Raw genomic sequence first — 23,115 nt, 5'->3', positions numbered from 1 at the left:
TGTGTTAAACCTCGCGTTTGGCGCACATCAGCTCGGCGGTACAGACCACTTCACCGTCGACGGTGGCGACACCGGTGAACTTGGCAATACCGCGACGCTCTTTCAGGAACTCCACGTCCAGCACCAGTTGGTCACCGGGGCCGACCGGACGCTTGAAGCGAGCGTTGTCGATTGAGGCAAAATAGTAGAGTTCGTTGGGAGACGGCTTGCCCACCATGGTAAAGGCCAGGATACCGGTGGCCTGTGCCATCGCTTCCAGGATCAGTACGCCCGGGAACACCGGCTTGGCCGGGAAGTGCCCCTGGAAGATCGGCTCGTTGAACGAGACGTTCTTGATGGCGCGCAGGGTTTTGCGCTCATCGCTGATCTCGTAGTCGTCTACACGATCCACCATCAGAAACGGATAACGGTGGGGCAGCAGATCCATGATTTCCTGGATACCCAGGCTCTTCTTTTCAGTAGTCAAAACAGTACCCTATACCAATCGTGATTATTCTTGATCCAGCTTCTTCTCAAGCTTGCTTAACCGCTTGTGCATCTCTTCGATACGCATCACCCGGGCGGCGGTCTTGCGCCACTCTTTATTGGTTTGCAGAGGGATGCCGGAAGAGTAGACACCGGGCTCGGTAATGGGTCGCATCACCATGGCCATACCGGTAACGGTGGCCTGGTCGCAGATCTCCATATGCCCGTTAAAGACGGAAGCGCCGCCAATGATACAGTATTTGCCGACCTTGAGACTACCAGCCATCACGGTGGAGCCCGCCACGGCGGTGCCGTAACCGATCTCCACGTTGTGGGCGATCTGGCACTGGTTGTCGATGATGACGTTGTCAGCGATGCGGGTATCTTCCAGCGCACCGCGGTCAATGGTGGTACAGGCACCGATCTCGACCCGGTTGCCAATGGTCACACCGCCGAGCTGGGGGATCTTGATCCACTCGCCACGCTCGTTGGCGTAACCGAAACCATCGGCCCCGATCACTGTGCCGGATTGAACCAGACAGTCGGTACCCATGGTCACATTGTGATAGAGGGTGACGTTAGCCCACAGCCGGGAGCGGGCTCCCAGCCGGGTATTTTTGCCAACAAAACAGCCCGGACCAATGCGTACATCGTCACCCAGCACGACGCCGGATTCGATCACTGCATTGGCGCCGATAGCCACTCTCTCGCCCAGTTGCACGTCAGCCGCGATAACGGCGCTCGGATGGATATCCGTGGCCGGCTGCGGGGTGGTGTCCAGCAGTTGGGCTACCCGGGCAAAGCCCACATAGGGGTCTTTGAGCACCAGGGCATTGGTGGGACAAAATGGCAGATCCGCTTCTGTAATGAGTACGGCGGTCGCCTTGCTCTGCTCCAGATAGTGCCGGTACTTCTTGTTGGACAGGAAGGTGATATCCCCCTCCCCGGCCTTTTCCAGTGTCGCTACCTTGCGGATTTCCAGGGTTCCGTCGCCATGGACCTGGGCCCCCAGTTGCTGGGCCAGCTGTGCGAGAGTGAATGCCATCAATTAGTTGCTCTTGCTTACCTGAGAAATAACCTGGCCGGAGATGTCCAGCTTGCTGGCGGCATACGGGGCGGCATTGCGCTCCAGCACCAGATCGTAACCATTGCTCTTGGCGATGGAGTCGATGGCAGCCTGCACCTTGGTCAGGATCTTGTTGCGCTCTTCGGACTGACGGCGGCCGTTGTCCTGCTCAAAGGCTTGACGCTTCTGGTTGAACTCCATCTGCAGCTTGGCCAGCTTCTCCTGGTTCTGCTTCTTCTGCTCGGCGCTCATGAAGGCTTCATCCTTGCGGAACTTCTCGACCAGCTTCTGGCCTTCCTGTTCCAGCTTCTGCAGCTCACGCATGCGCGGCTCGAATTCACCTTTCAGCTTGGCTGCAACGGCTTCACGCTGGGGCAGCTTTTGGAAGACTTCGCCCATATCAACCACGGCGATCTTGGTCTCAGCGAAGGCAGAACCCATGCCGGCAGCCATCAGTGCAAAGCTCAAACCAGCTACTTTCAACGCTTTATTCACACTTACTCCTTGTTCCCTCATGGCGAGGGCTACCTGATTTACCCGATTATGCAAGCGGCGTTAAGGCCGTCTTGTTACCTGGTGAGGCACGCATACCGCGCGTCCCATCATTGAAGACCCCCACCGCATGGGTGGGGGCGAAACTCTGCTTAGAAAGTACGACCGATGTTGAAGGAGAAGAACTCGGTACGATCCCCTTCGTATTTCTTGATCGGCTTGGCCAGGGCGAACACCAGCGGGCCCATCGGCGAGAGCCACTGCAGGGAGACACCGGCAGAGACCCGGATATTGCCCGGGCTGGAGTAGTCCTGGCTCAGATAGTTGCAATCAGAACCGGCGGCGCAAGGATATGCTCCGTTGGCAAAATCAGTGCTCCAGACGGTACCTGCATCCATAAAGACGGTGGAACGGATCTGCGGACGATAGGTCTCGGAGACGAACGGGGTCGGGAAGACCAGCTCCAGTGTTGCAACGGCCAGAGCGTTACCGCCCACCGAGGTGTCGGAACCTTCATAACTGCCGGTCTCACAAGGTTGACTGCCAGTACAAGTGCCAACCCCCGGTTTGTTGTAGGTCTTGTAAATCGCCTTGGGACCAATGGTGTTGCTCTTGAAGCCACGTACCGTATCGAAACCACCGGCATAGTAGTTCTCGAAGAACGGCAGCATGGGGTCATCGCCATAGCCGTTACCGTAGGAGACGCGCCCCTTGCCGATCATCACCCAGTTATGATCCGCATCGAGCGGGAAGTAGTGGGCATCTTCGGCGGAAAGCTTGTAGTACTGCAGTTCCATCCCCGGCACGGTCACCTTGGCGTTGACACGCTGGCGGTCACCGGCGGTAGGGAACATCCCCTTGTTTAGGGTGGAGCGGGTCCAACCAGCGGTCACATCGATGGTCACGAAGTCGAGATTGGAACCATCCTGTGAATAGAGATTCCAGAACTGATCCATCTGCACCGACTGGCGGTTATCGTTCCACTGATCCCAGCAGTAGGTATTGCCATCAGTATCCGGATTGTCCTTCAGACACTCCTGATAGTTCTGGCTGTTGAATGATGGACGGCTCAGCTTGGTGCTCTCGATACCGGTGCTGAAGTCGAGACGGTTGAACTCGTTGACCGGGAAGCCGCTGGAGAGACGGAAACCGATGGTTTCGTTCTCGTAATCGACGATATCGGCATCATCGGCGCGGAACTGGTTGTAGTAGACCCGACCACCCAAGCTGACACCATCTACGGTGAAGTAGGGGTCGTTGTAGCTCAGGTCAACGTTCTTGGAGTAGTCGTTGGTGCTGGCGTTGATGGAGACCGTTTTACCGGTACCCATAAAGTTATTCTGAGAGATCCCCGCTTGCAGGCTGAGACCCGATTCGGTGCCGTAACCGATACCGGCGTTGATGGAGCCAGCAGGCTGCTCCTTGACCTTGAAGTCGAGGTCAACCAGGTCATCGTTGCCCGGCACCCGCTTGGTGTCCACTTCGACGCTCTCGAAATAACCAAGGCGGTTGAGACGGCTCTTGGACTGCTCGATGTTGTCGGAGGAGAGCCAGGTGCCCTCCATCTGGCGCATCTCGCGACGCAGTACCTGATCTTCGGTGGTGGCGTTACCGCTGAAGTTGATATTGCGCACATAGACACGGGGGCCCGGTTCAACGTTGACGATCAGCTCCACTTCCTTGGTCTTGTCATTGATCTGCGGGAAGGTGACTACTTTCGGATAGGCATAACCGTAACGACCGAGGAACTTGGAGAGCACCTCTTCGGTATGAGTCACCTGACTGGCAGAGTAGGTACTGCCGGCAGCAATCGGGATCAATCCCTTCATCTCGCCACCGCGATCGATCAGGTCACCCTTGAGCTGGACACCGGAGACCTTGTACTGATCCCCTTCCTTGATGTTGAGGGTGACATAGACGCCCTTCTTGTCGGGGGTCATGGAGACCTGGGTAGACTCCTGCTGGAAGCGGATATAGCCGCGGTCCATGTAGTAGGAGCGCAGGGTCTCGATATCACCCGCCAGCTTCTGCTTCTGATAGCGCTGGTCGGCGGTGAAGTTCCACCAGGGCACTTCGTCGCGCAGGGAGAGCTGAGCAATCAGCTTCTCTTCAGGGAAGACGCTGTTGCCGACGATGTTGATCTGCTGGATCTTGGCCGCTTCCCCTTCCACGAAGGTGAACTTGAGGTCGACCCGGTTGCGCGGCAACGGGGTGACGATGGCCTTGACCTTGGCGGAGTATTTACCCACGCCATAGTAGAAATCTTCCAGTCCCTTCTCGAGGGAAGTGAGTACGGTGCGATCCAGCGGATCACCCACACGAATACCTGAGGACTCCAGACTCTGGGTCAGTTGCTCCTCTTTGATATCCTTGTTGCCGGCAAACTCGATGCTGGAGATGGTCGGACGCTCCTTGACCATCACCTGCAGCACCTGGCCGTCACGGTAAACCTTCACATCCTCGAAGTTACCCGAGGCATAGAGCTTCTTGATGGCGCTGGCCAGAGCCACGGAGTCGACGGTATCACCGACCCGGATCGGCAGGTTCAACAGTGCGGCACCCAGGGTCACCCGTTGCAGACCTTCGACCTGGATATCTTGCACCACAAAAGAGGCAGGGGCCGCCTGGGCCAGGAAACTGGCACCCAGCAGGCAACTCAACACCAATGCTTTTTTAACAGCCATTTTGTTCTTATGTGTCCTTGTTGATGCTCTGGCCTCAGAGGCGAGCGAAATCGTTAAACAGCGCAATGCCCATCAATAACATCAGAATGGCGGCGCCGATCCTGAAACCAACTTCCTGTATTTTCTCTGATACCGGCTTGCCGGTGACCGCTTCGATCAGGAAATAGACCAGATGGCCACCATCGAGCACCGGCAGGGGGAACAGATTGATAATTCCCAGGTTGACGCTGATCAGCGCCAGAAAACTCAAGAAATAGACCAGACCATAGTCGGCACTGCTGCCGGCGCCCTTGGCAATGGAGATGGGGCCACTCAGGTTGTCCAGCGACACGATGCCACCGATCAGCTTGCCAATCATGTCAAAAGTGAGCGTGATCAGGCTCCAGGTCTTGTCCGCGCCATGCCACAGCGCCTGCAAAGGCCCATACTGTAACAGAATTCGATATTCATCCGGTAATGGAACCAGTTGTGGCGAGAGACCGACGAATCCTACCAGCTTGCCCTGCACCTTGCGGCTATCCGGGGTCAGGGTCAGGTTGAGATCACTGTTGTTGCGCTCAACCACCACTTGCAGGGGTTCGCCCGGTGCCTGCTGCACTAGCTCGACAAACTGGGCCCACGCGGTAATAGGCTGATCGCCGACCTGTTTGATACGGTCACCGACCTGCAGCCCAGCCTTTTCACTGGCACTCTTGGCCACCACGGCAGCCACGACGGACAACACTTTGCCACTCAGGGGGACGATCCCCAGACTACCGATGGGCGACTCTTTATCCGGATCGAAGGTCCAGCCGGTCAGCGACAAGGTTTTGTCGGTGGCATAGCTGGTATTGGGTGCCTGCACCTTGAGAGTCACAGCATCATCACCCAGATGGCTGATAAGGGCGTAAGTGACGCTCTCCCAGTCACCGGTCTGCTCATCGCCGACCCCGACAATCTCCATCCCCGGCAGCACACCCGCCTCGGCAACGATGGATGCCGGACGCACTTCACCGATCACCGGCTTGACGCTCGGCACCCCGATGATAAACATCAGCCAGAGGGCAAACAGGGCAAAGACGAAGTTGGCCATGGGACCTGCGGCGACAATCGCCATCCGCGCCCAGACACTCTTGTGGTTGAAGGCATACTGCTCGTCACCGGGCTTGAGTTCATCGACCCGGCCATCGAGCATCTTGACGTAGCCACCGAGCGGGATCAGCGCCAGCACATATTCGGTGCCATCTTTACCCATCCGGCGCCAGATCGCCTTGCCAAAACCGATGGAGAAGCGCTCAACCTTGACGCCACAACGACGGGCCACCCAGAAGTGACCAAACTCGTGCACCGCGACCAGCAGGCCCAGCGCAACAACAAAGGCACCGATATTCCACAACACACCGCCCATCAGCCAAGCTCCTCAATCAAAGTGTGAGCACGGGCTCTTGCCGCACCGTCCAGGGCAAACAGATCATCGAGCGAGCCGACTGCGCTGCTCTCCAGCGCCAGCATCACGGTCTCGTTGACTCGGGCAATATCCATAAAGCCGATGAGCCCGGCCAGGAAGGCGGCAACCGCCTCCTCGTTGGCCGCATTGAGCGCAGTGGTCGCCGCTTGTCCCTTCTGGCAGGCATTGATGGCCAACGCCAGACAGGGGTAGCGATCATAATCAGGCCGGATAAAGCTGAACTCTCCGACACTGAAGAAATCCAAAGGTTCCACACTGGAGGGGATGCGATTGGGATAAGCCAGCGCATGGGCAATGGGGGTACACATGTCCGGATTGCCAAGCTGAGCCAGCACGGAACCATCCTTGTACTGCACCATGGAGTGGATCACCGACTGGGGGTGGATCACCACCTGGATCTGCTCGGGCGCCGCATTGAACAACCAGCGCGCCTCGATGTACTCCAGCCCCTTGTTGATCATGGTGGCGGAGTCGACCGAAATCTTGGCCCCCATCGACCAGTTGGGATGAGCGATAGCCTGCGCAGGCGTCACCTTGGCCAGCTCGCTGATCTCGGTGTAACGGAACGGGCCGCCAGAACCGGTCAGCAAAATCTTGCTGATCCCCGCCGCCGCCAGATCGCAAAAACCGGGCTGGCGCTGCACGGCGGTCGGCAGACACTGGAAGATGGCATTGTGTTCGCTGTCGATCGGCAGCAGCTCGGCGCCATGCTCGCGCACGGCCTCCATGAAGAAAGCACCGGACATCACCAGCGCCTCCTTGTTGGCCAGCAAAATACGCTTGCCGGCACGTACCGCGGCCATGGTCGGGGCCAGTCCGGCCGCCCCCACAATGGCGGCCATCACGCTATGGGCGTCGGGGTGAGCGGCAACCTCGCAAAGGGCTGCTGCACCAGACATGACCCGGGTCGCACTGCCGTGCGCTTTCAGACGGGCAGCCAGTTCACGGGCGGCATCCTCATCGACCATCACGGCAAAACGGGGGGAGAATTCGAGGCAGTCCCGCAACATGGCATCCACGTTGCGGGCGGCGGTCAACGCCAACACTTGCCAACTGCCCGGGTTATGGCGCAGCACTTTCAAGGTACTCTGACCAATGGAGCCGGAGGCCCCCAGAATAACCAGTGACTTGTGCATCAAAACTCCTGACTGAGTAGCAGATAACTGAGCAGAAACACCGGCAGGGCGGCGGTCAGGCTGTCAATCCGGTCGAGAATCCCGCCATGACCCGGCAGCAGAGTGCCGGAGTCCTTGATGCCTGCTTCGCGCTTGAACATGCTCTCGGTCAGATCACCGAGTACGGAAGCAAGCACCGCCAGCAGAGAGCAAAACAGCACGGTGATCATCTTGGCAGGAACAAATCCCATCGACCAGGTAACGCCGATGGCCAGCAGGCTGGCGGTAAAGAGGCCACCGCACATTCCTTCGATGGTCTTGCCCGGACTGACGGCGGGTGCCAGCTTGTGCTTACCGAACGCCTTGCCGAAAAAATACGCGCCAGAATCTGCCGCCCAGACCAGTCCCATCACGAACAACAGGATCCAGGCGCCCATCATGGGGTCATGGTAAAAGTTGTAACCACGGATAGCGACCAGCGACCAGAAGAAGGGAACCAGGGTCACCAGACCAAACAGCGACTTGAGCCAGATAGACTCTTTCCACAGCTTGGCGCTTTGGGGATAGCGCAGCACCAGCAGCAGACCCAGCAGCCACCAGCTTACCGCTGTCCAGAGCACGCCCATCACGAGGGGGTGCAGGTGGGGCGTCCAGAGTTGCTCCACTGGCAGCCAAAAGAGGCTGGCACCGAGCAACAGACAAAATACGATGGGCAACCATTGCTGCGGAGCAGCAGAGACAAACCCACTCCATTCTCGACTGGCCAACAAAAACACCAGCGCTGCCAACAGGGCAAAAAATTTCAATGGCAGAAAGAAGAGCGCCCCCAACACCAGGGGGATCAACATCAAAGCAGTAATAATTCGTTGTTTTAGCAAAAGAAACCTCTCTCTTGGGAGCGGGGTTTAGCCGGTCTGCTGCTCGGCGATCAATTCCCGTATCTGTTCACCCGTGCAACCGAAGCGACGCTCGCGGGCAACGAAAGAGGCGACCGCCTCACTGAACTCGGCCTCGTTGAAATCGGGCCACAATACCGGGGTAAAATAGAGCTCGGCATAGGCGAGCTGCCATAACACAAAGTTGCTGATGCGATGATCGCCCCCAGTGCGGATCAACAGGTCCACAGGTGGCAGATCGGCCATGCAAACCTCGCGGGTCAACATGGATTCATCAATGTCGTCAGCGGCCAGTTCACCGGCCGCCACTGCTTTGGCCAGCTTGCGGGCCGCCTGGGCGATATCCCACTGGCCGCCATAGTTGGCCGCAATGTTCAGGGTCAACCCCTTGTTATTGGCGGTCAAGGCCTCCGCCTTGGCGATTTTGGCCTGCAACCGCTCACTAAAGCGAGCAGTATCGCCAATCACCTTGAGCCGGATCCCGTTGTTGTGCAGTTTCTGCACCTCACGACCCAGCACTGTGATGAACAGTTCCATCAAGGCACTGACCTCCCCTTCCGGGCGGCGCCAGTTCTCGCTGGAGAATGCAAACAGGGTCAATGCCTCGATCTTGGCACGCGCAGCAAAGGTAACGGCCTCGCGCACTGACTTGACGCCCGCCTTGTGGCCATAAACCCGCATCTTGCCTCGGTTCTGGGCCCAGCGACCGTTACCATCCATGATGATGGCGACGTGACGGGGTAAAGACGAGTTGGCACAATCACCCAACGCAGCCAAAAGCGACATGTAATTCTCCCACAAAGACAAAAGCGCCGTGCAGGGGCACTACACGGCGCTCGTAATATACCTTTCAGACGGTTAGATTTCCATTAGCTCCTTCTCCTTTACGGCAAGGGCCTCATCGACCAGCTTGACGTAGGAGTCGGTCAGTTTCTGGATCTCTTCCTGAGCGCGACGGTCGTCGTCTTCGGAGATCTCTTTGTCCTTCAGCAGCGCTTTCAGATCAGCGTTGGCGTCACGACGGATGTTGCGCACGGCAACACGGGCATTTTCCGCTTCGGCACGGACGATCTTGGTCAGGTCGCGACGGCGCTCTTCGGTCAGCGGCGGCAGCGGCACGCGCAGGGTCTGGCCATTGCTGGACGGGTTCAGGCCCAGATCGGAGGTCAGGATCGCCTTCTCTACCGCCTGGATCATGGAGCGGTCAAAAATGGAGATGGAGAGGGTGCGAGCATCTTCTGCCACGACGTTGGCCAACTGTTTCAGCGGAGTGGCAGCACCGTAATACTCAACCTGGATGCCGTCGAGCAGGCTCGGGTGAGCGCGGCCGGTACGGATCTTGGACATTTGAGTCTTGAGCGCTTCTACGCTCTTGCCCATACGGTCCTTGGCGTCGTTTTTAATCTCGTTGATCACAGTGGTTTTCCTTTTGGCGAACGAGCCGCTACACGGCCCGTGTCTATCTTATTTACTGACGTGATGGATAGGATAAGAGCGCCAGGTGGCTCACTTTTATCTTATTTACCAACGTGGTGGATCAGAGTGCCTTCCGGTTCACCCATGACAACCCGGCGCAGGGCACCCGGTTTGTTCATGTTGAACACGCGGATCGGCAGATCATGGTCACGTGCCAGGGTAAAGGCAGCAAGATCCATCACCTTGAGCTCTTTTTCAAGAACTTCATCATAACTCAGTTCATGATACAGCACGGCATCCGGATTCTTGACCGGATCTTCGTTGTATACACCATCAACCTTGGTGGCTTTGAGCACCACGTCGGCTTCGATCTCGATCCCGCGCAGGCAAGCCGCAGAATCGGTAGTGAAGAAGGGGTTGCCGGTACCGGCAGAGAAGATAACGACTTTGCCAGCGCGCAGCTGGCTGATTGCCTCGGCCCAGCTGTAGGAGTCGCAGACGCCTTGCAGGGAGATGGCAGACATCAGACGGGCATTCACATAAGCACGATGCAGGGCATCACGCATGGCCAGACCGTTCATGACAGTTGCCAGCATACCCATGTGGTCGCCCACCACGCGGTTCATGCCCGCTTTGGCAAGACCGGCACCACGGAACAGGTTGCCGCCACCGATGACCAGACCGACCTGAACACCCAACTCAACCAGTTCTTTGATCTCTTGGGCCATCCGCTCCAGCACCGCCGGATCAATGCCGAAACCCTCGGATCCTTGCAGGGCTTCACCACTCAACTTCAGAAGAACACGTCTGTATGCAGGTTTGGGATTGGTACTCATGTCACTGATTCCTGGTCATATAAAGACCGCGACATAAGTCGCGGTCTGGGGAAACGGAAAAACCGGTTCGATTAGGCCTTTTGAGCGGCCGCGATTTGGGCTGCAACTTCAGCAGCGAAATCGGTCTCTTGCTTCTCGATGCCTTCGCCCACTTCGAAACGGGTGAAGGAGACAACGTCAGCGCCTTCTTTCTTCAGCAGCTCGGCAACGGTCATGGAAGGATCTTTCACGAACGGTTGACCAGTCAGGGAAACCTCACCGGTGAACTTCTTCATGCGGCCTTCAACCATCTTCTCGGCGATCTCTTTCGGCTTGCCGGAGTTGATGGCGATGTCGATCTGGATTTCGCGCTCTTTGGCAACGACTTCAGCAGACACGTCTTCAGGCTTGACGAATTGCGGGCTGTTGGCAGCAACGTGCATGGCCAGATCTTTGGCCAGCTCGGCAGAACCACCGGTCAGCTTGGTGATAACACCAATGCGGGAACCGTGAACGTAGGTACCCAGGTTGTCACCTTCAACCAGCATCACGCGACGCAGGTTCATGTTCTCACCGATCTTGGCGATCAGGTTGGTGATGGTCAGCTCGACGGATTCGCCGTTACCGAAGTCAGCGGCTTTCAGCGCGTCAACGTCAGCAATTTTCTGGGTCGCAGCGATGTCCGCGATCTTCTGGCCCATTGCCATGAAGCTGGCATCTTTGGCGACGAAGTCGGTTTCGCTGTTCAGCTCGATCATGACGGCAACGTTGCCTTCGGTGCGAGCAAAGATAACGCCTTCAGCGGCGATACGGCCAGCTTTCTTGGCGGCTTTGGCCTGACCGGATTTGCGCATGTTCTCAATTGCCAGCTCGATATCACCAGCAGCTTCTTCCAGTGCTTTTTTGCAATCCATCATGCCAGCGGCAGTGCGCTCGCGCAGTTCTTTTACCAGGGCGGCAGTAACGTTAGCCATGTCCAGTATCCTCGGTCTTGAATTGACAAGAAACAGGGGCCACAAGGGCCCCTGCTAACCAATTACATCAGCTTGGTTAATAAGGGCTTTACAGTCCTTATCAATTACTCAGCTTCAACGAAGCCATCTTGTTCGGCTTGAACAACGATGTCCTGAGCGCGAGCTTCCAGTACGGTGTCAGCAGCAGCATTCAGGTACAGCTGTACGGCACGGATAGCGTCGTCGTTACCCGGGATGACATAGTCAACGCCGTCCGGGTTGGAGTTGGTATCAACGATGGAAACTACCGGGATACCCAGGTTATTGGCTTCTTTGATAGCGATATGCTCGTGGTCGGCATCGACAACGAACAGAACGTCAGGCAGGCCGCCCATGTTCTTGATACCACCCAGGCTCTTCTCCAGCTTTTCCATTTCGCGAGTACGCATCAGCGCCTCTTTCTTGGTCAGCTTGTCGAAGGTACCGTCCTGGCTCTGGGTTTCCAGATCTTTCAGGCGCTTGATAGACTGACGAACGGTTTTCCAGTTGGTCAGCATACCGCCCAGCCAGCGGTGGTTTACATAGAACTGGTCGCAACGCTCAGCGGCTTCTTTTACGGCTTCAGACGCGGCACGCTTGGTACCAACGAACAGTACCTTGCCTTTCTTGGCAGCTACGGAGCTGATGAAGTTCATGGCATCGTCAAACATCGGAACGGTTTTTTCCAGGTTGATGATGTGAACTTTGCTGCGGGCACCGAAGATGTAGGATTTCATTTTCGGGTTCCAGTAACGAGTCTGGTGACCGAAGTGAACGCCGGCTTGCAGCATGTCGCGCATAGAAACTTTAGCCATTTTATACCTCTGTATTGGGGTTAGGCCTCCACACATCCCATATAACCGACCCGTTAAGGCACCCCGGCATATGTGTCGATGTGTGTGTGTTGTTTAAGTAAGGGTGATGAAATCGGGACGCAAGTTCCCCATTCCGGCGCGCTTTATACCATAACTTTGTTCAGGACACCACCGGCCGACACCCTAAACAGGTGTAAATATGGCTCCCGCCAGAGGATGCTGCGACGCCGATTTGACGTTGTGATGACAATCACACTGGAAGTACGCGGGGGTTGCGGATAAAATTTTGCCCTGATTGCAAACGCATCTATTTTTCATTACCTGTCCTGTCTGCCCTCGCAGGCCCAGCGGCAGGCCGCAAGAGAGATCCCATGTCCATTAAAATCAAGACACCGGAAGAGATTGAAAAGATGCGCGTTGCCGGCCAATTGGCCGCCGATGTGCTGGTCATGATTGCGCCCCATGTCAAAGCTGGCGTCACCACTGACGAACTGAACACCCTCTGCCACGACTATATTGTCGACGTACAACAGGCGGTTCCAGCTCCGCTCAACTACCACGGCTTCCCCAAATCCATCTGCACCTCGGTGAACGATGTGATCTGCCACGGTATCCCGAATCACAAGAAGCTGCGTGATGGCGACATCATCAACCTGGATATCACCGTCATCAAGGATGGCTACCACGGCGATACCTCGGCCATGTTCATCGTGGGTGAAACCACCCCGCTGCGCCGCCAGCTCTGCAAAGTTGCGCAAGAGAGCCTCTATGCCGCCATCAAGAAGGTGCGTCCGGGTGCCTGCATCACCGAGATTGGCGCTGTCATCCAGCCCATCGTCGAGAAGGCCGGTTTCTCCGTGGTGCGTGACTACTGCGGTCACGGCATCGGTGCCGAGTTCCACGAAGAGCCGCAGATCCTCCACTACCGCAACAGTGGCAAGCTGGAGCTGAAAGCGGGCATGTGCTTCACCATCGAGCCCATGGTCAACAGCAAGAAGTATCACTGCAAGGTCAATCCGAAGGATGGCTGGACCGTGACCACCAAGGATGGCGGCGACTCCGCCCAGTGGGAACACACCCTGCTGGTGACCGAGGATGGCTGCGAGGTGCTCACCCTGCGCCCCGATGACGCTATCGACCGCTTCATCAAACACAGCTAGCATCGAACCCCGGCCCTGAACTTCCAAAGCGCCGGGGTTTTTACTTCTGTTTCAGCCGTTTGCCTGCCACTTGCGTGTGAGATGCCATGGACGCCAGCCTGCTTTCCCCCCATTTGTTACCCGATGACCAGCTCACTCGCGACAACTGCAAAGAGTACCTGAGCCGCTTTCTCGGCTGGCTGCACGCCCGTTTTGATGCCGGCGACAACATCATCGAGCTGGTCGCCACCCGCTCCGAATACATGGATCAGCTGCTCTGCCGGTTGTGGCAGAAGTTCGGCTTCGACAAGAGCGACCTCACCCTGATCGCGGTAGGCGGTTATGGCCGTGGCGAGCTGCACCCCCACTCCGACATCGACCTGCTGATCCTCTATGACGGCGACGAACTGGACGAGGTGTTGGGGCTGCGGATCGGCGAGTTCATCACCTTGCTGTGGGATCTCAAGCTGGAGGTGGGTCAGGCGGTGCGCAACGTGGCGGAGTGCCTCGAGCAGGGGCGCGCCGATATTACGGTAGCAACCAACCTCATCGAGGCCCGCTACATCACAGGTCGCCAGGAGGGCTTTCGGCAACTAAAAGAGGCCACCGGCCCCCAGCACTTCTGGCCGAGTGAAGCCTTCTTTCGCGCCAAGCGCCAGGAGCAGGCGGAGCGCCATCAGCAGTTTCTCGGCACCGCCTACAAGCTGGAGCCGGATCTCAAGAGCAATCCGGGCGGCCTGCGGGATATTCAAACCCTCGCCTGGGTCGCCCGCCGCCACTTTGGCGCCACCACCTTGTTCGAGATGACCAGCCACGGCTTTCTCAATCGCGCCGAGTATCGCGAACTGCTCGACTGCCAGAATTTCCTCTGGAAAGTGCGCTTTGCCCTGCACATGGCCATCAACAAGGGAGATAACCGCCTGCTGTTCGATCGCCAGCGCACCGTAGCCCAGATGCTGGGGTTCGAGGGGGAAGGCAACACTCCGGTCGAGCAGATGATGAAGCGCTTCTACCAGACGGTACGGCGGGTTTCCGAGCTCAACGAGATGCTGCTGCAGCTGTTTGACGAGGCGATCCTCGGCAACACCGCCATGGATGTGCGCCGCCTCTCCGACGAGTTCCAGCTCCGTGGCCGCCTCATCGATGCGGTGGATGCCGAGCTGTTTAGCCGTGAACCAGCTGCTATCCTGCGCCTCTTCTATCAGATGGCCCAGCATCCCGAGATTGCGGGCATCCACTCGGCCACCTTGCGCCAACTGCGCGAGGCACGGCGCAAACTTAACTGCTGGCTGCAGGACTTGCCCAACTGCCGTCGTCTCTTTATGGCGTTGCTGCGCCACCCCAACGGCATCGGCCTGCCGCTCACCCTGATGCACAAATACGGCATCCTCGCCGCCTATCTGCCGCAATGGAACCTCATCGTCGGCCAGATGCAGTTCGACATGTTCCACGCCTACACGGTGGATGAGCACACCCATCGGCTGCTCAAGAACATTCATCAGTTCCCCAATCCGGCCAGTCGCCAGAGCCACCCGCTCTGCCACGAGGTCTTCACCCGGCTGCGCAAACCGGAGCTGCTCAGCATCGCCGCCCTGTTCCACGACATCGCCAAAGGGCGGCGCGGCGATCACTCGGAACTCGGCGCCGTCGATGCGCTGGAGTTCTGCCAGCTGCACGGTCTGGATCGCTACGAGAGTCGGCTGGTCGCCTGGCTGGTGCGCCACCATCTGCTGATGTCGGTCACCGCCCAGCGCCGCGATATCTATGACCCCGACGTGGTCACCGACTTTGCCCAGAAGGTGCGCGACGAGCAGCATCTCGACCTGCTCTACTGCCTCACCGTGGCCGATATCTGCGCCACCAACGATACCCTGTGGAACGACTGGAAGGGCACCCTGCTGCGGGAGCTCTACTTCGCGACCCAGAAGGCGCTGCGCCAGGGGCTGGAAAACCCGCCCGACATGCGGCTGCGCATTCGCGAAAACCAGCGTCAGGCCAAGCAACTGCTGGCGCAACGGGATGTATCGATCGATGCGATCAACCAGCTCTGGGCCGATTTCAAGGCCGACTACTTCCTGCGTCACAGCCCGGAGCAGATCGCCTGGCACTGCCGCCACATCATCGAGCATGGCGACAATCCGGCGCCGCTGGTGATCATCGGCAAACACCCGACCCGCGGCGGCAGCGAGGTATTTATCTACTGCCGCGACACGCCGAATCTGTTTGCCACCGTGGCCTCGGCGCTGGATCAGAAGAACCTTAACATCCACGACGCCCAGATCATGAACTCGCGCAGCAACTATGTGCTCGATACCTTCGTGGTGCTGGAGCCGAGCGGCGAGCCCATCAGCCCCAACCGCACAGCCACCATCAAGAAAGCGCTGGAGAAGGCGCTGCAGGAGCCTGGCAAGCTGGTGCTGCGCAATAAGCCGCTGTCGCGGCGCCACCGCCAGTTCAGCGTGCCAACCAGGGTGGTCTTTTTGCCTCATAAAGGGGAAAGCCGCCACACCCTGATGGAGCTGACAGCCCTCGACACTCCTGGCCTGCTGGCGCGGATCGGTGCCGTATTCCAGCAGTGCGGGCTGTCGCTGCACGCCGCCAAAATTGCCACTTTCGGTGAGAGGGTCGAGGACTTTTTCAGCCTGACCAGCCTCGATGGCGAACCATTGACCGCCGAGCAGCAAAAACAGCTGGAAGAGCGACTGGTACACCAACTCAATCCCCAACAGTCGGTACTGGATTAAGCGAAGAGTGATTCGAAAGAGGCTGATTGTCGGGCGTTTTTTGCCATGCCAAACAACTGGTTGGCGCACACAGGATGAAGAAATGGCCGCTGGCCGGAAGAATTCCGGTCAACCCCTTAAAAACAGTCGGAAAAGTGTGATACAACAAACAGAATTTTTTAAAGGAAACCTGTCATGACCGAGTTGCAACAGATCATTGAAGCGGCCTTCGAGCGCCGCGACACCATTACTCCGGGCTCCGTGGATAGCGCCACCAAGTCCGCCATCCTGCAAGCCATCGACCTGCTGGACTCTGGCAAGGCACGGGTTGCCGAGAAGATCGCCGGTGAGTGGGTTGTCCATCAGTGGTTGAAGAAAGCGGTACTGCTCTACTTCCGCATCAACGACAACGGCATCATCAAGGGCGATGATGCCCAGTACTACGACAAGGTTCCCCTCAAATTCTCCAACTACACCGCCGAGCAGTTCAAGGAAGCGGGTGTGCGCGTGGTGCCGCCGGCAACAGCCCGCAAAGGCTCCTTTATCGCCCCCAATACCGTGCTGATGCCCTCCTACGTCAACATCGGCGCCTTCGTTGACGAAGGTACCATGGTCGATACCTGGGCCACTGTCGGCTCTTGCGCCCAGATCGGTAAGAACGTTCACCTCTCCGGCGGCGTCGGCATCGGCGGCGTACTGGAACCGCTGCAGGCCAACCCGACCATCATCGAAGACAACTGCTTTATCGGTGCCCGCTCCGAAGTGGTTGAAGGGGTCATCGTCGAGGAAGGTTCCGTCATCTCCATGGGCGTCTTTATCGGCCAATCCACCCGCATCTATGACCGCGAAACCGGCGAGATCCACTACGGCCGCGTACCGGCTGGCTCCGTGGTCGTCTCCGGCTCCCTGCCCTCCAAGTGCGGCAAGTACAGCCTCTACGCGGCGGTGATCGTCAAAAAGGTCGATGCCAAAACCCGTGCCAAAGTCGGCATCAACGCCCTGCTGCGCTCCATCGACGAGTAATCAGCATTGCCGTGATGAAAAGGGCGCCTGATGGCGCCCTTTTGATTTTGGCGCCCTTGTCACAGGCAAGCCATGAGGCATCGGTTAAGATGGATGGGACAGGATCGTTTCAAACCGAGGAAGCCTGATGTACGAGAATCTGAAGAGCCTGGGGATCCAGGATCCCGCCTCCGTCGACAGCTATACCCTGCGCCAGGAGGCCAACCACGACATCCTCAAGATCTACTTCAAGAAGCAGAAGGGCGAGTTCTTCGCCAAGAGTGTCAAATTCAAGTATCCCCGCCAGCGCAAGACCATGCTGGTCGACTCCGGTACCCATGAGTACAAGGATGTCACCGAGATCAACGCCAACCTCAAGTATGTGGTGGACGAGCTGGACAACCTGACCCAGGGCGTCCATCAGCAAGCCGACCCGGACATCAAGCAAAAGATCCTGCGCGACCTGCGCCATCTGGAAAAAGTGGTACAAAACAAGATCAGCGAAATCGAACGGGATCTGGAGAAACTCTAATCCCCTCGACTCGACGAAAGAGCGCCCAGATGGCGCTCTTTTTATTGGCTGATTACTGGATGACTTTATCTGGCTATAAGGTTGATCTGGTGATGGTGTGCGATAAGGCGAGCGAGGCACACCAGCAGTTGTGCCGACAGAGGGCATCCCGTTACATATCGCCCCTTGGGCAAAGAGACTCCTGCCGAGATCGATCTACAGCGACTCGCACGCTCCATAACCACAAATAGCAAGAGGGAGGCTTTCGCCTCCCTCTTCAAACACGCTGATATTCAGGCAACAGAATTAGTTGCTCTTCATCCAGATGTCCATGTCGGTTTTCAGGTTGTCGGACTTGGTACCGAAGATGGCTTGAACGCCGGAACCAGCCACTACCACACCGGCAGCACCCAGCTTCTTCAGACCAGCCTGGTCAACCTTGGCAACATCTTTCACGCCAACACGCAGACGGGTGATGCAGGCATCCAGAGAAGCGATGTTCTCTTTACCACCGAAGGCGGCAACCAGAGCAGCAGACATCTCGTCTTTGCCTTGGCCAACGGCCTCTTCAGCAGTCTCGTCTTCACGACCCGGGGTTTTCAGGTTCATGGCACGGATAACGAAGCTGAATACCACGTAGTAGATGGCCGCGTAAACCAGACCCAGACCTACCAGCAGCAGCATGTTGTCGGCACGCGGAGATTGCACCACGAAGTCGATGAAGCCGTTGGAGAAGGTGTGACCGTGTACGATACCCAGAGAGTTGGTCAGCACATAAGCCAGACCAGCCAGTACAGCGTGGATTGCGTACAGAACCGGAGCGATGAACAGGAAGGAGAATTCAATCGGCTCGGTGATACCGGTCAGGAAAGAGGTCAGGGCTGCAGAGGCCATGATACCAACGATCTTGGCGCGGTTTTCCGGCTTGGCAGCGTGAGCAATGGCGAACGCAGCAGCAGGCAGACCGAACATTTTGAACAGGTAGCCACCAGCCAGCTGACCGAAGCCGTTACCGGCAGCGCGGGAAGCGTCATCAGCAGTCAGGAAGCAGGTCATGATACCGTGAACAGTTTCACCGGCACCGTTGACGCAGGTACCAGCCTGATAGAAGAACGGTACGTTCCAGATGTGGTGCAGACCGAACGGGATCAGGGAGCGCTCAACCACGCCGTAGATACCGAAGGCCAGTACCGGGTTCTGGTTGGCAGCCCAGTCAGAGAAGGCACCGATGGCGCCACCCACTGGCGGCCAAATCACGGACAGGATCACACCCAGACCGATGGAGAGGAAACCGGTGATGATGGGTACGGCACGTTTGCCCGCGAAGAAGCCCAGGTACTCTGGCAGCTGGATCTTGTAGAAACGGTTGAACGCCCAGGCAGCGATACCACCGGCCAGGATACCACCCAGCACGCCGGTTTCGATGGTTTCAACACCCATCACAGGTGCCATGACCTTCAGGGTTGCGACCATGATGCCGTAGCCAACGATGGCTGACAGACCGGATACGCCGTCGTTATTGGTAAAGCCCAGAGCAACACCCACTGCGAACAGCAGGGCCATCTGACCAAATACGGAACCACCAGCTTGCTCCATCAATTGGGAGACAATTTCTGGCAACCAGCTGAAGTGGGCAGCACCCACCCCCAGCAGAATACCTGCGACCGGCAAGACTGATACTGGCAGCATCAGAGCCTTACCAACCTTTTGCAGATTAGAGAAAGCATTTTTGAACATTGTGTGCGCTCCTGAATGGATTGTCTTCCCTGAACGATCTATCTGAATGAAATAACCACTGATTCATCCAGATATCTTCGAGTCGGGCTTGTTTATTTTGACCATCAGAATATAACCCAGCGGGTCATAAATTGCTGCTTTAGGAAGCGGGGGAATATTGAATTTGGAGGGAAGATCACAACTTGTTTAGCAGCGAAAAAACAACGTTAATATAAGTTAGTAATCGGCATTATCACTCTATTACAAACATATATGAATTGCAGTTTCACTTTGTATTTTAATAATGCAATATGCATCACTGAGAAACCAATTGTAACCAAATGTAACAGCATCATTTTTATTTATTACAGTCTACCGATTAAAAAGGCCTCCAACAAGGGAGGCCTTAATAAATATATCTGACCAACAACAGCCGATATTACTCTATTTTTGCGAGCGCTTTACTGCATCGACAAACACGGTTTTTGCCTTGGTTGAACCGGCCCGCTCGGCCTCGTTCACCAGCTTCATCGCCTTGTCGATATCCCCCGCCTTGACCGCTTTTTCAATCTGGCTCTGATAGAAGGCTTCCGTTTCACTCAGCATGGCAGGAGCAGGTTTGGCTACGACCGCAGCTGTTGCAGTTGTGGTAACAGCAACAGCCGTCGCCGGAGCGGCCTGACTCATCGCAACCTTATCTGCGTACTCGGGTTTGAACACAGCCTCAAGGCCCTGCCCCTTGGCCATATCGACCACCTCAATCTGTACCAGCCCCCACGGTGAATGCGGGATCACGGGATCCGGCATTGCTGGCTCAACCGTTTGGTTGGCACGAGCGAAGGCTTTTGCCGGGTGCAATATGGTGGTACTGCCAGCCAGCTGGCTGGCTGGGGCATAAATAATCATATAGGTTTCAGCTGCAGGATTGCCCGGCATGCTGCGATCAACGAATACCTTTCCTTCGATCCTGTCGTTGTCCAACAGATGCGCCGGCTGGTAACTGAACACAGATTCACCCAGCACGCGCGTCACCTTGAACTGACTATCCAGCATAATGACCTTGGGTACCAACACCGTCTTGCTTACCTGAGATGCGACCTTGATGGCCAGGTTGCCTGTGTTGGCTGGCAGGCGATAAGCCGCAAAGTAGCTCATCCCCTCATCAAACTGAAAAGCGGGTTGCTTGCCATCGATGGCCAGCAAGGTCTCACCTTCAGGCAAGGGGGTATAACTGAAATCTTTAAACGCCACACAGCAGCTTGAGGCTTTGGCCAGCGCTTGCTTGGCCTGGTCTGCATCGCTCAAGATAGAGCCATGTTCTTGCAGAGGAACAACCATGTTTCCGGCACAACCGGTTAATAGCGCAGTGATTACGGCTGCAATAGACATCTTTACCCGTTTCATTTTTCTTATCTCCATAACCCGGTGGCCGTGATCCGGCGAAACAAAACTGCCCCCATACGGGGGCAGTCACTAACTTAACTTAAACCTATGCTTACCACCAGGCTTCCGCTTGAACACCAAAGTTCCAGGTATCTTTAGCAGTTTTGCTGTCGTATGGTGTACCAGCCATGTCGTTGTCTTCTAACGCAACATAGGAGGCAAACACTCGGATCTCAGGACGGGCCCAGAAACTTGAGCCAGCAGACCAAGCCTGCGCCAGTGTCAACTTATAACCAGAATCTTTGGCTTCAGAGCCATCGGTAGACTTGTTGGTGTCTTTGAAGTAACCACCTTCGAAGATGGTCTTGTTGAAATCATCCCACTTGTACATAGGACGAGCAACAACAGACATAGTTTCCCAGCTGTCATTGGTATCCCACATATCATTGCCTACACCGTAGACCAACTGGTGGCCCATCTCCCAGGAGTTACCCATCGGGATCACACCCCAGTTGATCAAGCGATAACCATCGGCACCGTCTTTGGCTTCAGCACCATACCAAGAACCATCACCATAGAAAGCCATGGTCTTGGAATAACCTTCGGTACCGTATTGCAGCACAGTCTTGTTGAAGCCACCCAGCACACTGGCTGTCAGCTCAGCTGTCAGCATTACACCATCTTTGGCATTTTTGTACTGACTGTTTGAAGAGTCCTTTTGGGCATCAGTGGGGTTAACAAGCGCATAATCAACACCGACTTCTAAAGAAGCATCCTGCCATAGCGGAATACCTGCATAACGCAGATCAAGGGTGTTTACATCCATTCCATCGAACTTGGTCCAACCCTCTTTGCCATCCCAGCCGCGGTCATTACGAACCCATGCAAAAGAAACTTTACCCGGACCAGCTTGAACACCTTCAATACCAGCACCAGCACCGGAGATGTTCCAGTAGTAGAAGTCAGAGATATGAATATCGTGACGCTGGTAGTAACGCTTACCAGCCCACAATGTTGCCTCAGGAGCAAAGTTCAGCAAGCCTTTGGCTTGTACGTTGAACTGACGCAGAGCGAACTCAGAGTCGCCGCTACACTGTTTTTCATCGAAGTTACATACTGAGCCAGTACCTTCCCAGTCATTGGAACCGTTAGAGCTCATGGCAAACATGGAGTCAACATAGAAAGTTTTGCCATCTTTGTTGAATACTTCCTGGCCCAGCTGAACTTCACCATAAGTGTCATCTTCATTACCAAGACGACCCACTTTTTGTTTGCTCAAAGTCTGCATGTCACCATCACTGGAAACACCGACACCAGAACGCATATAACCGTGGAAATCTACAGCAAAGGCGGCTTGGGAAGCCAGGGCGGCAGTAACAGCTGCTGCAATCGGGAGCCACTTCATTTTCATTGTCATATTCCTTATTTCCCGCAGTGAGGAGTGTGATCCTGAATATTCAACTTCTTATCACCACATAATCCTGTTGGTGATAACCGAGGTTGATTATAGGGAGCGTATTTCACGACAAATATGAAGCGACTCACAAAATGGCGACAAATCGCTCGGCAAACGATCGCCACAACACTAGCAAGTTAAAAATCACCAACCAAGGCAATAAAAAACCAACAATCACATAAATTATGCAATCATAACAAACCTGAAAGCGTTACCAGCAATTAATTCGCGATAGAACCAAAGTCATTATTTTACGATTGGATGACAAAAACATGACTGAGATCGCTTTCAAGATTGAACTTTTATTTAGATGACGGGTCTGCAGCAAGGTTGCAACCATTTCAGCCATGGGATACGGCGTGAGGGGAATATCCCTCTTTCAGTTAGGGAAATATGCCGGTGACAGGCTATTGAATTTGTACAAATAACAATCCCCTGCCGATTAGGGATCAGGGGATTGATATGGCTCGATTTCAGAGAATATTCAGGGCTGAATATCCCACTTTTTCAGCCAGCTGAGTGCCACCTGTTCGGGTTCATCGTGCACAGTGGCATCCAGCTCCAGCGGGGGAATCACTCGCGTGGCGCCCAGCTCTTGCAGCAATCCGTCCAGCCGACGGCCCGCGCCACAAAAATGGTCATAGCTGCTGTCGCCCATGGCAATCAGGGCATACCGCAGCCCCTTGAGCCAGGGCGCCTTGTCAGCCAGCTCGCTGGCAAAGGGCTGCAGATTGGGAGGAATGTCCCCCTGCCCTGTGGTGGCACTGACCAGCAATAAAAAACGGCCGGGGTCGATGTCCACCAGCCGTGCTTCTTCGTGCAGGGTACAGTGATGCCCCTTGCGTTCCAGCTCATCTGCCAAGGTCTCGGCCACCAGCATGGCTGCGCCGTAGACAGTTCCTACCACGATATCGATCTGCGCCATTCTCCTCTCCCTGTTTGAGTCACTCTTTTGAGCAACTCTATCAGCAAGCTGGCGTCA

Annotated in this window: 20 protein-coding genes; 4 read left to right on the top strand and 16 right to left on the bottom strand. The window is 56.1% G+C overall.

Annotated features, from left to right (window positions below):
* Positions 1-4: 4 nt before the first annotated feature.
* The 12 genes from fabZ to rpsB form a co-directional block, all read right to left on the bottom strand.
* Positions 5-466, bottom strand: coding sequence for a 3-hydroxyacyl-ACP dehydratase FabZ (gene fabZ, locus OKC42_RS05430; RefSeq protein ID WP_005338559.1), 462 nt, complete (start codon positions 464-466; stop codon positions 5-7).
* A gap of 24 nt (positions 467-490) precedes the next feature.
* A complete protein-coding gene (lpxD, locus tag OKC42_RS05425; RefSeq protein WP_005338561.1) occupies positions 491-1,510 on the bottom strand; it encodes a UDP-3-O-(3-hydroxymyristoyl)glucosamine N-acyltransferase in 1,020 nt (339 codons plus the stop codon).
* 3 nt (positions 1,511-1,513) lie between these two features.
* On the bottom strand, positions 1,514-2,026 hold the full coding sequence (locus OKC42_RS05420; protein ID WP_005338563.1) for an OmpH family outer membrane protein: 513 nt from the start codon (positions 2,024-2,026) through the stop codon (positions 1,514-1,516).
* Positions 2,027-2,175: 149 nt separating this feature from the next.
* Positions 2,176-4,707 (bottom strand): outer membrane protein assembly factor BamA, encoded by a 2,532-nt coding sequence (bamA, locus tag OKC42_RS05415; protein WP_151286726.1) that lies wholly within the window; start codon positions 4,705-4,707, stop codon positions 2,176-2,178.
* Between the two features lie 34 nt (positions 4,708-4,741).
* Complete coding sequence (rseP, locus tag OKC42_RS05410; RefSeq protein ID WP_270819197.1) at positions 4,742-6,094, bottom strand: sigma E protease regulator RseP; 1,353 nt, start codon at positions 6,092-6,094, stop codon at positions 4,742-4,744.
* A complete protein-coding gene (gene ispC / locus OKC42_RS05405) occupies positions 6,094-7,290 on the bottom strand; it encodes a 1-deoxy-D-xylulose-5-phosphate reductoisomerase (protein WP_151286728.1) in 1,197 nt (398 codons plus the stop codon). The genes rseP and ispC overlap by 1 nt, the downstream gene beginning before the upstream one ends.
* The gene (locus tag OKC42_RS05400) at positions 7,290-8,147 is read right to left on the bottom strand and encodes a phosphatidate cytidylyltransferase (protein ID WP_026034918.1); all 858 of its coding nucleotides are present in this window, start codon (positions 8,145-8,147) and stop codon (positions 7,290-7,292) included. The genes ispC and OKC42_RS05400 overlap by 1 nt, the downstream gene beginning before the upstream one ends.
* A gap of 27 nt (positions 8,148-8,174) precedes the next feature.
* Positions 8,175-8,951 carry a polyprenyl diphosphate synthase gene (gene uppS / locus OKC42_RS05395; protein WP_005338574.1) on the bottom strand — a complete coding sequence of 259 codons (777 nt, stop codon included), beginning with the start codon at positions 8,949-8,951 and terminating at the stop codon, positions 8,175-8,177.
* A 72-nt stretch (positions 8,952-9,023) separates the two neighbouring features.
* Entirely contained in the window at positions 9,024-9,581 is a 558-nt protein-coding gene (gene frr, locus OKC42_RS05390; protein ID WP_033137948.1) for a ribosome recycling factor, read from the bottom strand.
* Between the two features lie 101 nt (positions 9,582-9,682).
* Positions 9,683-10,417 (bottom strand): UMP kinase, encoded by a 735-nt coding sequence (pyrH, locus tag OKC42_RS05385; RefSeq protein WP_005338577.1) that lies wholly within the window; start codon positions 10,415-10,417, stop codon positions 9,683-9,685.
* Positions 10,418-10,488: 71 nt separating this feature from the next.
* Positions 10,489-11,370, bottom strand: a complete 882-nt coding sequence (gene tsf, locus OKC42_RS05380; protein ID WP_005338578.1) for a translation elongation factor Ts — start codon at positions 11,368-11,370, stop codon at positions 10,489-10,491.
* A gap of 104 nt (positions 11,371-11,474) precedes the next feature.
* Positions 11,475-12,203: a 30S ribosomal protein S2 gene (gene rpsB, locus OKC42_RS05375; protein ID WP_005303470.1), complete on the bottom strand. Its 729-nt coding sequence runs from the start codon at positions 12,201-12,203 to the stop codon at positions 11,475-11,477.
* A gap of 371 nt (positions 12,204-12,574) precedes the next feature.
* On the opposite strand from rpsB, the gene map reads away from it, so the two are divergent.
* The 4 genes from map (at position 12,575) to OKC42_RS05355 (ending at position 17,599) form a co-directional block, all read left to right on the top strand.
* Positions 12,575-13,363 carry a type I methionyl aminopeptidase gene (gene map, locus OKC42_RS05370; protein WP_151286729.1) on the top strand — a complete coding sequence of 263 codons (789 nt, stop codon included), beginning with the start codon at positions 12,575-12,577 and terminating at the stop codon, positions 13,361-13,363.
* 86 nt (positions 13,364-13,449) lie between these two features.
* Positions 13,450-16,086, top strand: coding sequence for a bifunctional uridylyltransferase/uridylyl-removing protein GlnD (glnD, locus tag OKC42_RS05365; protein WP_151286730.1), 2,637 nt, complete (start codon positions 13,450-13,452; stop codon positions 16,084-16,086).
* 174 nt (positions 16,087-16,260) lie between these two features.
* Positions 16,261-17,088 carry a 2,3,4,5-tetrahydropyridine-2,6-dicarboxylate N-succinyltransferase gene (gene dapD, locus OKC42_RS05360; RefSeq protein WP_005338581.1) on the top strand — a complete coding sequence of 276 codons (828 nt, stop codon included), beginning with the start codon at positions 16,261-16,263 and terminating at the stop codon, positions 17,086-17,088.
* A 127-nt stretch (positions 17,089-17,215) separates the two neighbouring features.
* Positions 17,216-17,599 (top strand): DUF3461 family protein, encoded by a 384-nt coding sequence (locus OKC42_RS05355; protein ID WP_005338583.1) that lies wholly within the window; start codon positions 17,216-17,218, stop codon positions 17,597-17,599.
* A 285-nt stretch (positions 17,600-17,884) separates the two neighbouring features.
* Here the strand turns inward: OKC42_RS05355 and ptsG are convergent, their stop codons facing one another.
* The 4 genes from ptsG to OKC42_RS05335 form a co-directional block, all read right to left on the bottom strand.
* Entirely contained in the window at positions 17,885-19,315 is a 1,431-nt protein-coding gene (gene ptsG, locus OKC42_RS05350) for a PTS glucose transporter subunit IIBC (protein WP_270819196.1), read from the bottom strand.
* 423 nt (positions 19,316-19,738) lie between these two features.
* Complete coding sequence (locus tag OKC42_RS05345) at positions 19,739-20,698, bottom strand: MalM family protein (protein WP_042657220.1); 960 nt, start codon at positions 20,696-20,698, stop codon at positions 19,739-19,741.
* A gap of 91 nt (positions 20,699-20,789) precedes the next feature.
* A complete protein-coding gene (locus OKC42_RS05340; protein ID WP_042657219.1) occupies positions 20,790-22,088 on the bottom strand; it encodes a maltoporin in 1,299 nt (432 codons plus the stop codon).
* A gap of 529 nt (positions 22,089-22,617) precedes the next feature.
* Positions 22,618-23,058: a flavodoxin gene (locus OKC42_RS05335; RefSeq protein ID WP_219263294.1), complete on the bottom strand. Its 441-nt coding sequence runs from the start codon at positions 23,056-23,058 to the stop codon at positions 22,618-22,620.
* Positions 23,059-23,115: the final 57 nt, after the last annotated feature.

The sequence above is a fragment of the Aeromonas sp. Y311-2 genome, assembly GCF_027706025.1.
GTDB lineage: Bacteria > Pseudomonadota > Gammaproteobacteria > Enterobacterales > Aeromonadaceae > Aeromonas > Aeromonas veronii.
This window is presented reverse-complemented; position numbering and strand designations above follow the sequence as displayed.